The 12,928-nt window shown below is 37.8% G+C and carries 11 protein-coding genes; 5 read left to right on the top strand and 6 right to left on the bottom strand.

From position 1 onward, the window contains the following. The first annotated feature begins 93 nt into the window (after positions 1–93). Both cysS and ACA100_RS01705 read left to right on the top strand, forming a co-directional pair. Positions 94–1,470, top strand: a complete 1,377-nt coding sequence (gene cysS / locus ACA100_RS01700; RefSeq protein WP_481078294.1) for a cysteine--tRNA ligase — start codon at positions 94–96, stop codon at positions 1,468–1,470. Between the two features lie 18 nt (positions 1,471–1,488). After that, positions 1,489–1,764 (top strand): HP0495 family protein, encoded by a 276-nt coding sequence (locus ACA100_RS01705; protein WP_481078295.1) that lies wholly within the window; start codon positions 1,489–1,491, stop codon positions 1,762–1,764. 63 nt (positions 1,765–1,827) lie between these two features. Here ACA100_RS01705 and ACA100_RS01710 read toward each other — a convergent pair whose 3' ends face one another. The 6 genes from ACA100_RS01710 to ACA100_RS01735 all read right to left on the bottom strand — a co-directional run bounded on the left by ACA100_RS01710 (position 1,828) and on the right by ACA100_RS01735 (position 9,409). Beyond that, positions 1,828–2,670, bottom strand: coding sequence for a DUF805 domain-containing protein (locus tag ACA100_RS01710; protein WP_481078296.1), 843 nt, complete (start codon positions 2,668–2,670; stop codon positions 1,828–1,830). Positions 2,671–2,673: 3 nt separating this feature from the next. Continuing rightward, the gene (locus tag ACA100_RS01715) at positions 2,674–3,858 is read right to left on the bottom strand and encodes a DUF805 domain-containing protein (protein ID WP_481078297.1); all 1,185 of its coding nucleotides are present in this window, start codon (positions 3,856–3,858) and stop codon (positions 2,674–2,676) included. A gap of 141 nt (positions 3,859–3,999) precedes the next feature. Continuing rightward, the gene (locus tag ACA100_RS01720; protein WP_481078298.1) at positions 4,000–7,179 is read right to left on the bottom strand and encodes an efflux RND transporter permease subunit; all 3,180 of its coding nucleotides are present in this window, start codon (positions 7,177–7,179) and stop codon (positions 4,000–4,002) included. 24 nt (positions 7,180–7,203) lie between these two features. After that, positions 7,204–8,397, bottom strand: a complete 1,194-nt coding sequence (locus tag ACA100_RS01725) for an efflux RND transporter periplasmic adaptor subunit (RefSeq protein ID WP_481078299.1) — start codon at positions 8,395–8,397, stop codon at positions 7,204–7,206. 26 nt (positions 8,398–8,423) lie between these two features. Then, positions 8,424–8,870, bottom strand: a complete 447-nt coding sequence (locus tag ACA100_RS01730) for a MarR family winged helix-turn-helix transcriptional regulator (protein ID WP_481078300.1) — start codon at positions 8,868–8,870, stop codon at positions 8,424–8,426. A 101-nt stretch (positions 8,871–8,971) separates the two neighbouring features. Next, entirely contained in the window at positions 8,972–9,409 is a 438-nt protein-coding gene (locus tag ACA100_RS01735) for a universal stress protein (protein ID WP_481078301.1), read from the bottom strand. 149 nt (positions 9,410–9,558) lie between these two features. Between ACA100_RS01735 and ispD the strand changes: the two genes are divergently transcribed. Genes ispD through metG form a run of 3 tightly spaced genes read left to right on the top strand, consistent with a single transcriptional unit; the run spans position 9,559 to position 12,908 of the window. After that, positions 9,559–10,260: a 2-C-methyl-D-erythritol 4-phosphate cytidylyltransferase gene (gene ispD, locus ACA100_RS01740; protein ID WP_481078302.1), complete on the top strand. Its 702-nt coding sequence runs from the start codon at positions 9,559–9,561 to the stop codon at positions 10,258–10,260. Further along, positions 10,251–10,730 carry a 2-C-methyl-D-erythritol 2,4-cyclodiphosphate synthase gene (gene ispF, locus ACA100_RS01745; RefSeq protein WP_481078303.1) on the top strand — a complete coding sequence of 160 codons (480 nt, stop codon included), beginning with the start codon at positions 10,251–10,253 and terminating at the stop codon, positions 10,728–10,730. The genes ispD and ispF overlap by 10 nt, the downstream gene beginning before the upstream one ends. 45 nt (positions 10,731–10,775) lie before the next feature. Next, positions 10,776–12,908: a methionine--tRNA ligase gene (metG, locus tag ACA100_RS01750; protein ID WP_481079090.1), complete on the top strand. Its 2,133-nt coding sequence runs from the start codon at positions 10,776–10,778 to the stop codon at positions 12,906–12,908. The last annotated feature ends 20 nt before the right edge of the window (positions 12,909–12,928 follow it).

Below are 12,928 nucleotides of genomic sequence, written 5' to 3' on the forward strand. Positions count from 1 at the left end.
TTTTTTCCAAGTGTTATTCCTTGAATCAAACAGAAATATCCCCATAATATATAATTCTTATACACACTTTTTTTATTTCATCGGAACCTTTTTATGCTTACGATTTTTAATAGTCTAACGAGAAAACACGAAACTTTCGTGCCCATTGAACCAAACAAAATCCGCATGTATGTATGTGGCATGACGGTTTATGATTACTGTCATATTGGTCATGCTCGTTCGATGTTAGCGTTTGACATGATTCGTCGTTATTTAATGCATAAAGGTTTTGATGTTCACTTTGTGCGTAATATTACAGATATTGACGATAAAATCATCGCACGCGCCAATGAACGCGGTATCACAATCAATGAGCTCACACATGAATTCATCACTGCATTACATGAAGATTGTGAAAAACTCAATATTCTATCGCCAGATTCTGAACCTCGTGCAACAGATGCAATTGCAGGCATGATCGAGTTAATCAACGGATTGATCGAAAAAGATCTAGCTTATGCTGTGCCAGATGGCGATGTTTATTATCGTGTTCGCCGTTTTAAAGACTATGGCAAGCTCTCTAATCAAAACATTGATGAGCTCCGTTCAGGCGAGCGTGTAGAAGTAGAATCTAAAAAAGAAGATCCTTTGGATTTCGTTTTATGGAAACGTGCAAAGCCGAATGAGCCTTTCTGGGAATCCCCTTGGGGCAATGGCCGACCAGGTTGGCACATTGAATGTTCTGTAATGAGCAAAGAAACTTTAGGGAATCATTTTGATATTCATGGCGGCGGCATGGATTTAAAATTCCCGCACCATGAATGTGAAATTGCACAATCAGAAGGTTACCATGATGAACCAATGGCAAATTATTGGATGCACAATGGATTCATCAATATCAACAATGAAAAAATGAGTAAATCATTGGGGAACTTCTTTACCATTCGCGATGTATTAAAGCACTTTCCTGCTGAGGTGATTCGCTTTTTCATGCTCAATAGCCATTATCGTACGCATGTTAACTATACGGATGAACTATTAAATCAATCTTGGAACGGTTTACGTCGCTTATATACTGCATTGAACGATGCACCTGATGCGTTGCCAGAATTTAATCCCAATCATCCAATTGCACTGCGTTTTACAGAAGTTATGGATGATGATTTTAATACGCCAATGGCCATTGATTTATTGTTTGAAGCAGCGAATCTATACAATAAAAACCATGATCCACAAGATTATGTTGTATTGAAAACTTTAGGTAAAGTTTTAGGTATTTTAGAAGCAAATCCTGATCAATTCTTAAAAAGCTCACCTAATCAATCAGATGATGATGCAGATTTCATTGAAGCACTAATCGTCCAGCGTAATGAAGCGCGCGCTAATAAAGATTGGGCAGAATCAGATCGTATTCGTGATGAGTTAAAAGCTCGCAATGTTGTTTTGGAAGATAAACAAGGCAAAACAACATGGCGCAGAGAAACAAATTAAATTCAAGGAGTTAATACTATGATTAATCCAGAAACTAAAGAACCTTTAGTAGATTTCCCAACACACTTTCTATTCAAAGTCACAGGTAAAAATACTGAAGAATTTGAAAATGACATCGTTGAAATTCTAAAGCAAGTGGATCCAAAAATTGATGGTTCAAAAATTAAGCGTTTGATGAGTAAATCTGACAAATATCTATCTTTATCCATTGATGTTTGGGTGGAAAATCAAGATGATATTGATAAAGCTTATGAATTATTAAAAGCAGAAGAACGAGTTTTGTGGGCTCTATAAGCCTCGATCCTCAATCATAAAGCACACGAAGCCCATCCTCTAAATGAATGGGCTTTTTGCTGTTTATCCCCAACCAAACCAAAACAGTGCAACCACAAAAAAAGCAAGGCCAAACAAACCCAATTTATTACCTTCCCGTGGTTGATGACCATAATCATTTTCACCATCTGTGCCTGGTGCAAATAATAGATAGAGAGAGAATAAACCGCTGATCAAAGGCACAAACCCTAAAATTAAATACCAACCTGATAAATTGACATCATGCAATCTTAAAATACCGAAGCGTAAACTGATCAAAGAATACAGTAAATTAATCACCGTCAAAAGAATAGAATTATTAATAGCTTGTTCTGTATTAGCGTCATTCCCACTCATAAATACAAGCATCCATAGAAATACGATAATGATGACAACGACAAATGACAAAAGTGCTGCATTTAAATAGTGCAAACGACCAAAACGCCCTTGTAGGGAAAGTGAAAAGATCGCAGGTGGCTTATCCACTTCTACGGCTTCATCTTCTGCTTTTTGTGCCATTAAAGCTGCATACTCATCACGAGCCGCTTGACGGCGAGCTTCTTTTTCCTCTTGCGCTTGATTAACAACTTTCTGCTCGGCTATTTTAGATTGTTTTTCTGCCTGAGATTGTTCCAAAGATGCATACATATCTGCCATCATCGTTGAAACCATTGTCATCGTTAATCCCAATTGTTCCAATTGAGATTTAAGCTTTAAGGCTTCATCTAAATTCAAATCTTTCTTTAAAGTAATCTCTTTGCCAGAGAAAAATGCAGCACGTTGCTGCTCTGGAATTTTCAAAAGCCTTACAATATTATCCTGAACAGTTGCTTCGTCAAAGCCTTGCGCAATATTACCGCTGAATATTACATTGTATTTCTCTGCCATATTTTACTCATATCCTTCCAGATCGTAGTCACTTGTATAGTAATTATCTATTTCTGATAAACATTGATCAGGAATATATTCATACGATAGATTAGATTCATAGCATCGCCATGTAATCAAACCATCATTCACATATGGCGCAAGCGTTATAAATGCTCCCTGTTCAATTTCATCATTATAAGTGATTTCCAATAAACCTTGTTCTGTTAAATCTAATCGATCAATCACAGGAGAAACTTTGAGGACTTCTTGCCAACCCGAAACATTATTAATAATGGTTGGAAATTTTTCTTTCTCACGATAATAGGACTCTATATTCTGTTGTAAATTCGCCACCATCACAAAACTTTCTTCCACGGCTTTCTTTGTTTGTGCTGTCTCATATTCAACATAACTCACAAAACCAATTGCGATCGGAATGATGATAGCAAAGCCGATTAATCCAATTTTTGAACCTTGTTCTGGCTGTGCACCATAATTATTAGCACCTTTTGTACCTGGCGCTAAAACTAAAAAAAGTGTAAATAAGAACTCAATAAAAGGTCCTGCAACGGGAATCCTTCCCAGCGCATAGATCAATACAAACCAACCACTTAAATTAACATCATGTAGTCTTAAAATAACAATACGATATGAAAATACGATATAAACACCTGCCATCACCAGCAGTAAAATGATTGAAAATACAGTCGAAGATAAAAATGTTATCAAAATATAATAAATTATCCCCAAAGGAATGATGGCTAAAATCAAAGCCAATTGTGCATTAATAAAACTCAAGCGCCCAAAACGACTTTCACAATCGAATGCAAATATGGCTGGAATTGGCGCAAGTGGTTCATAATTCTCATAATCATATTCACCCTCAAATTCAACTCTTGATTTTACATCTACCTTCAATGCTTTAGGTATTTCATCGACTTTCTGAATCGGCTGAGCAACTTTGGCTACCTCAACTGGCCGAATTTTAATGACCAATCCCAGCTTTTCTAATTGAGCACGCAACTTCATCGCTTCATCTAAAGAAAGATTATTTTTCAAAGGAATCTCTTTGCCTGAAAAGAAATTCGCCAATTGCGCCTCTGGTATTTTTAAATGCTGGAGCACTCGACTTTTAACAATATTAATATCTTGCTCTGGCTGAATCTTTCCATCAAAAACCACATTATATTGCTCGTTCATATTCATACTCACTCATTTATTATTTTTGTACTTATTTGAATAAGATACATCAAATGTATTTAATTTCATTGATTTATCGCAAGCAAATAAAAAACCGCCACTAACTCATCGTTAATGGCGGTCGATATTAATCTAATCTAAATAGACTTAAGCTTTGTGCTGATCAGCAATTTCATGCTCTTTTTTCTCAAATCCTTTACCAATCATTGTAAAGAAAATAGGTGCATAGAAAAGAACAAGAATCGTACCACCAATCATACCGCCAATGACTGTAACACCCACAACATTCTGAGCACCAGAACCTGCGCCGCTACTCAATGCCATTGGCAATACACCAAAACCGAATGCCAAAGATGTCATGATAATTGGACGTAAACGTAAGTGAGCTGCTTCAACAGTTGCATCAATGATATTTTTACCTTGTAGCAATAAGTCTTTCGCAAATTCTATGATCAAGATCGCATTCTTCGATGTCAAACCAAGTACTGTTAATAGACCAACTTGGAAGTAAACATCGTTTTCGATACCAAATCCATTTGCTGCAATCACTGCACCAATCACACCCACAGGCAATGTGAAAATTACCGCAAATGGAATCGACCATGATTCATACAATGCTGCCAAACTTAAGAAGATAACGAAAATAGAAATTGCGTATAAATACATCTGCATATTCCCTGCTTGACGCTCTTCATACGATGTATCTGTCCACTTCACTTGAACACCATCTAAATACTGTTTTGTCATGGCTTCAATTTCATTCATCACTTCACCCGTACTGAAACCAGGTTTCGCTTCAATGGATAATGGGAATGAAGAGTAACCATCAAAACGGTTCAACTGCGCAGGACCATAAGTCCATTCCGTTTTTGCAAAGGCACTGAAAGGAACCATTTTGCCGACTTTGTTACGAACATACCATTTATCAAAATCTTCAGGTTGCATTCTAAATTCAGCATCACCTTGCAACAATACTTTCTTAACACGACCACGATCAACAAAGTCATTCACATACAAACTACCCCAAGCAATTGCCAATGAATTATTGATATCACCTACGGTAATCTGCAATGCACGAGCTTTCTCTTGATCGATATCCACATATAATTGCGGGCCATCAAATTGCCCACCAGGACGTAATGTCGCAATATTCATCGTTTCAGATTTCGTTGCAGCTAAACCAATGAACTTCATCACTTCACCCATGAATTGTTCATGTGGTAAACCTGTCATATTTTGCAATGTGAATGAAACACCTGTCGCACTACCTAACTCAATGATTGCAGGTGGTGCAAAAACGAAGCCTTGCGTTCCTGGAATCGTTTGAAGATAAGCTGCCAAACGGTTTTGAATCGCCCCTAAAGATTGCTCAGGAGATTTACGCAAACTCCAATCTTTCAGTTTCAAGAAGAATACACCGTGTTGACCACCGCGACCACTAAAGCTAAAGCCCGAAACAGACATGATTGCTTCAATCGAATCTTTCTCTTCTTCCAAGACATGTGCTGAAATCTGTTCAAGAATCTCTGTGGTAATATTAAGCGACGTACCATCTGGACCAATTGTCATACCAATCATAATCCCTTGATCTTCATCAGGTAAGAAACTTGATGGCAAACGCTGGAAGCCAAAATAGATGAGCGCTAAAATCACTGCAAACATTGCTAAATAACGTTTTTTCTTTGTGACCGCATGATGCGCACCAGTTTCATAACGTTTATTCAAACGATCAAACCAATTGTTAAACTTCGTAATTGGCCAATCGATGATATTCAATACTGGCACAAATAATTTCGCTAAACCTTTTGGCTCTTCAGTACGAGCTGAATGTGGTTGTAACATCGTTGCACATAGCGCAGATGTAAAGATGATCGCACACACGACAGATAATGTCATTGCGGTAATGATTGTAATGGAGAACTGACGATAAATAACGCCCGATGCACCGCCTAAGAATGCCATTGGTACAAATACTGCCGACAATACAACCGCGATCCCTACTAATGCACCTGTGATTTGATCCATAGATTTACGCGTTGCTTCTACAGGGGAAAGATGCTCTTCCTCCATAATACGCTCAACATTTTCCACCACAACAATCGCATCATCTACAAGAAGTCCGATCGCCAATACCATTGCAAAGAGCGTCAATGTATTGAGCGTAAACCCAAATAGATCCAAAATTGCAAATGTTCCCAACAATACAACTGGAATTGCCAATGTTGGAATGATCGTCGCTCTTAAGTTACGCAAGAATAAATACATCACGAAGAATACTAAAATGATTGCTTCGATCAAGGTTTTCACAACGTTTTTAATAGAGATTTCAACGAATGGCGTTGTATCATAAGGATATGCAACCGCAACACCTTCAGGCAATAATACAGACAACTGCTCAATCGTTGCTTTTACGTTATTAGCTGTATCCAATGCATTCGCACCAGATGCTAAACTCAAGCCCAATGCCGCAGATGACATGTTGTTATATTTTGAATCAAATGCTGATGATTCTGCTGTTAATTCAACACGCGCAACATCAGATAAACGTACTTGACTACCATCTTCATTCACACGTAACTGGATCTCCTCAAATTGATCCACTGTTTCTAGCTGTGTTTGCGCTGTGATCGTAAAGTTAATTTGCTGCCCATTGGTTGTTGGCATCGCACCCATTTGGCCAAATGCCACTTGAGTATTTTGCTCTTTAATCGCCGCCATGACATCCATTGGTGTCATTGCATATTTATTCAATAAATATGGATCCAACCAAATGCGCATCGCATAACCAGAACCAAAGAACTGAATATCACCCAATCCTTCAATTCGGCTCACTGTATCTTTAATATTGGTATTCACAAAATCACCAATATCGGCATTACTGTATTTACCATCTTTAGAGTAGAAACTCACAACCATGAAGAATGAACCCGATGATTTTTGTACAGTGACACCTTGTCTTTGCACATCTTCAGGCAATGTCGACAATGCTGTTTGAATCTTATTTTGAACTTGAACCTGAGCCATATCTGGATCAGTACCTTGGTTAAAGGTCAGTGTAATCTGAAAACTGCCTTGGCTTGTACTGGATGAAGACATGTATCTAAAGCCATCCAAACCTGATAGATTTTGTTCAATTACCTGCGTCACACTATTTTCAATAGTGGTTGCATTTGCACCAGGATAAACACCGGAAATAGAAACTTGTGGCGGTGCAATCTCTGGATATTGCGATACAGGTAGCGATTTCAATGACAATGCACCCAAGAACATTGTCAAAATCGCTATTACCCACGCAAAAATAGGTCGATCAATAAAAAAGCGAGCCATATATCTTCCTTTTAATACCCTAAATTAACCTTTAGTCTGTGCTTCTGGTGTCGACACTTTTAAAGGAACTTTCTCTACTCGACGGAGCATACTTTGTACTTGCTGAATACCTTCTACAACAACGCGATCACCTACTTTTAAGCCACTTGAAATCAACCAATTATTATCATTAGATTGTTCAATACCGACAGGGCGAACTTCTGCAAAACTATCTTGACTCACGACAATCACAAACGCTTGCCCTTTAGGATCACGGAAGATTGCTTTTTGTGGAATCTGAATTGCTTCTTTTTGAATACCTTGCTCTACAATCGCTCTCACAAACATGCCTGGCAAAATGATCTGCTCTTTATTCGGGAATTCTGCCTGAATTAAAATAGAACCAGTTGTTGGATCAACTGTACGATCAGAGAATTTCACTTTACCTACTTCTGGATATGTTGAGCCATCATCCATAATCAAATGCACTGTGAAATTATTATCATCAATCGCACCAGGTACAGGATTAATCAAAGTGCCATCACGGAATTTCTGCTGCATCTTTGAGAAATCTTTTGCAGAATATGTAATATCAACACGCATTGGATCATTTTGCTGAATCACTGCCATTTCAGTTGGTTGCCCTGCTGCCACTAACGCGCCTTGCGTATAGTTTGAACGACCGATTTGACCACTGATTGGCGCCAACATCTTTGTATAATTCAAACTAATCTCAGCATTATTCACTTCAGCTTTTGCAGCCATTACTTGCGCATCCGCCTGAATCAATAGTGAGTTAGCATCATCCACATCTTGCTTACTGACAGCTTTTGAAGATGCCAATGCATTGATACGTTTTGCTTTTTCTGCTGCAGCAAATTGATTTGCCTCTGCTTGCGCCAAACTTGCTTCAGCACGTTGTAAAGCTGCTTCATATGTTGCAGGGTCAATTTGATACAACGTCACACCTTCTTCAACATACGAACCTTCTACAAAATTGCGCTCTAAGATAATCCCCCCAACTTGTGGACGAACCTCCGCAATTTTAGAAGCTTTTGTTCTGCCTGGTAATTCAGCTTTAATCAATACATCTTCAGCTTTTGTTGTGATAGCGACAACCGATACAGGAGGAATCTCTCCACCTGCTGCAGGTTTATCACCTTCAAAACAGCCTGATAAAGCCAAAGAAGATGCGATGACTAATAACCATTTATTTCTAGAAAAAATTTTTCTCTTCATAATTTTCAATCTCAATAGACTCAATATTAAAACTTCGTTAAATGCGCTAGAATTTTGGTTGCTGCTTGAATTTCATCGGTACTAAAATCCTTCAAACTTTCCATCATCCAGTCGGCAAAAATTTCTTCCACCACATATTGGCACAGCTCTTCGCCTTTTTCAGAAACGCAATAATATGGTGAACGTTTATCTGCATTATTCTCTTGAACAACAATCAACTCTTCTTCCAGCAAGCACTTCATTTGCTTTAAAACGGCTTGCCTTGAAATGATTAAATCTTCTGCCAATTCTGAGGTTGTCATGCCTCGATTATTTTCTTGGCAAAATACCGAAAGGTGGATAACTAACTGCCATGAAGAAAAATTGATCCCAATTGGTTCAATTCTTTTCTGGCTTGTTTTCATGAGATTTGTTTTAGTTGTAAAGAATTTTGTATAAAAATCATGAACTATATCAAAGCGCTTTTCCATCATTCATTCATTGCAATATTTTAAAAATAAGATGGACATGTTAATGTTTGACAACGAGGTTGTCAAACATTAATCGCTTTAAGTTTTATGTGCGACCTGATTGTTTAGACTTTAACAACCAAAATATCACATGGAGAATCATTAATAATAGAACCTGATGTTGAACCTAATAAAAGGGCCAAACCTTGTCTTGTATGCGCACCTACAACGACTAATTCCACCTGTAAAGATTCAGCTGTTTTAATAATGCCTTCTTTGGTAGAAAATGCAGAAACAACATGTGTATCCGCATCTGGAATGCCCAAACGATCTGCCAATGCACGTGCATTACGTTTTGCTTCGCTTACAATTTCAGTATCTGTTTGCTCAGAAATAATCGGCATGAGCTCATAGCCCAATGCAATATTGATATCCTCCAAAACATGTAACAATGTAATTTTTGCGTGGTTACGCTGTGCAACTACAATGGCTTGCTTCACGATTTTTTCTGAATCTTCAGAATGATCAATTGCCACTAATACATGCTTATATTCATTACTCATAGCTTTTCCTCTATGGTTGTTGGGTTTCATCTACATAATAATATACTTGTCATTATATCGTAATAAATTATTGAACAATATGACTAGGATTATCATAACATTCTAAAAGCGGATGCGATAAAATAGAGGTTTTACTCTCAATGAAAGACATGGCAAATATCTTTTTCATCATTCCTGCTGGCGGAATTGGCTCTCGGATGCAGGCTGATCGTCCGAAGCAATATTTGAAATTATTGGATCAAACAGTTCTAGAAAGCACTTTAGAATTATTTCACGCCATTATTAATATCAAAAGTGGTGCGCTCGGCATTTCAGCGAATGATGCCTATTTCCCAACACTGAACATTTCAAAAGATAAATTAATCACTTACGATGCAGGCGAAACACGCAGTGATACTGTATTTTTGGGCTTAAAAGCTTTACAAAATATTGCCAAACCTAATGATTGGATCATTGTGCATGATGCAGCTCGTCCAGGATTAACAACTGAAGAACTTGAATTATTCATCACAGAAGTGATGTATGAAGAAAATTCTATTGGCGGAATTATGGCGATGCCCGCGGTGGATACAGTGAAACAAGTTGCACACGGACAAATCACACAAACCATTGATCGTGATACGATTTATTTAGCGCAAACACCACAAATGTTCCGCTATCATTATTTATATCAAGCTTATGAAGAAGCTTTAACGCAAGGCAAAGCTATCACAGATGAAGCATCTGCCATTGAAGCTTTAGGCTATCAACCTTATATTTACCAAGGTTATTCACACAATTTTAAAATCACTCACACAACAGATTTACGCTTAATGCGCTTTTTATTAGAAGAGAGAAAACTATGCGAATAGGCATTGGATTTGATGTTCACACCTTCAAAGAAGGTGATTATGTTATTTTAGCGGGTGAAAAAATCCCGTACACAAAATCATTTTTGGCTCATTCAGATGGCGATGTTGTTTTACACGCTTTAACGGATGCCATTTTAGGCGCTGCCAAATGTGGTGATATCGGCATGCTATTCCCTGATACAGATCCTGCATTTAAAGATGCAGATAGCGTGATTCTATTGCAAAAAGCCTATGAAAAAGTTCAAGCAAAAGGTTATACCATCGGCAATATTGACATCACTGTGATGGCAGAGCGCCCTAAACTAATGCCACATAAAGAAAAAATGGCACTCAACATTGCCAAAGCACTTAATGTTCATGAAGATGATGTGAATGTTAAGGCAACCACAATGGAAAAACTAGGATTTATTGGAAGAGAAGAAGGCATTGCTGCACAAGCCATCGTTCTTTTAAAACCTACTCAAGAATAAGGTTAATATAAATCGTAGAGAATGTTACACTATTAAATTCGTTTTATTTTTCAAACTGAGAGCAAAACAATGTCGACTGAGAAACGTAAGTTATTTATTACCAATGCACTTCCCTATGCCAATGGCGATATCCATTTAGGTCATTTATTGGGTTATATCCAAGGTGATATTTGGGCACGTTTCCATCGAATGTCTGGCTCTGAAGTTCATTTCATCTGCGCTGATGATGCTCATGGTGCACCCATTATGATTCGTGCAGAAAGCTTGGGCATCACGCCAAAAGAGTTAATCGATAAAGCGCAAAAAGCACATTTACAAGATTTCACAGATTTCCATGTGAAATTTGATAACTATCACACAACCGATTGTGAAGAGAATCGCAAGTTAGTTTCAGATATTTATTTAAAACTCAAAGCAGCAAATTTAATTGAAACTCGTGAAATTCAGCAGTTCTTTGATGAAGAAAAATCAATGTTCTTGCCTGATCGTTTCATTAAAGGCGAATGTCCAAAATGTCATGCACAAGATCAATATGGCGATAACTGTGAAGCTTGTGGCGCAGTTTACCATCCAACAGAATTGATCAATCCTTTCTCCGCTGTTTCTGGTAATAAACCAATCATGAAAGGCTCTGAACACTTCTTCTTTAAATTATCTGATGATCGTTGTGTGAAATTCCTCCGTGATTTCTTAGCAAACAGCGATCGTTTGCAACCCGAAGCTGCCAACAAAATGAAAGAATGGTTGGGCACTGAAGAAGAAAATAAATTATCTGATTGGGATATTTCCCGTGATGCACCTTATTTTGGTTTCCCAATCCCAAATGAACCCAACAAATATTTCTACGTTTGGTTGGATGCACCAGTTGGTTACTTAGCATCACTTGCAAACTACATTGAGAAAAATCCTCAATACAACTTTGCTGAATATACAGAACGTGAAGCTGCCGAAAAAGCAGGCACAGAAATGATTCATTTCATCGGTAAAGACATCATGTATTTCCATACATTGTTCTGGCCTGCAATGTTGAATTTCTCAGGCTATCGTTTACCAACGCAATACGCAGTGAATGGCTTCATCACAGTCAATGGCGCGAAAATGAGTAAATCACGCGGTACATTCATCACCGCACGCTCTTACTTAGATGAGAAATTGAACCCTGAATGGTTACGTTACTACTTTGCAGCTAAATCATCAGGCGCAATTGATGACCTAGATTTAAATATGGAAGATTTGGTCAATCGTGTGAATGCTGATTTAGTGGGCAAATTTATTAATATTGCATCGCGTACAAGTAAATTTGTATCCAGCAAGTTTGACAATAAATTAAGCTCATTTGCTGAAGAAACATCAGAATTATTGAATACAATCCGTGGCATGAAAGCAACGATTTTAGCGCATTATGAAGATCGTAATTTTGCAGCTGCAATGCGCGAAATCGCGCGTGGTTGTGATTTAGTCAATGAGAGCTTTGATACAACAAAACCTTGGGAGCTAGCCAAAGATGAAAGCCAAGCTACTCGCTTACAAGCATTGTGTACAAGCTACTTGGAAGCATTTAGACTATTGAGCATCTATTTATTCCCTGTTTTACCAGAAACGATCAAAAATATTGGCGAATACTTAAATTGTGATTTAAGCAGTTTTGAAGCAACGGATAACAGCTTAGAAAATGCAAGCATCAACAATTATGAACATTTAATGAAGCGTATTGAACTCAAACAATTAGAGCAATTGGTTGAGCGCAATAAAGCAAGTTTACAACCTGCGGAATCTGTGAAGAAAGTTGAAAAAACTGACAAATCAGAAAAAGCTAACAAGAAAAAAGCCGCACCTGTTGCAGAAGAAGGCTTCATCAATATCGATGACTTTGCAAAAGTTGATCTACGTTTAGGTAAAGTGCTGCATTGTGATTTTGTGGAAGGCTCTGACAAATTATTAGCATTCACTGTAGATTTAGGCGAAGAAAAGCCGCGCAATATTTTCTCTGGCATTCGTTCTGCTTATGGTGAACCACAATTATTAATTGGTAAATATGTGATCGTTGTTGCAAACCTAGCACCACGCAAAATGCGCTTTGGCGTCAGTGAAGGCATGATTTTATCCGCATCGCTAGATGGTGATTTAGCATTATTGACAACATTGAGTGAATTGAAGCCTGGGGCTAAAATTTCTTAATAATCTTATAAACTAAAAAA

Source organism: Wohlfahrtiimonas sp. XWW7, assembly GCF_056716055.1.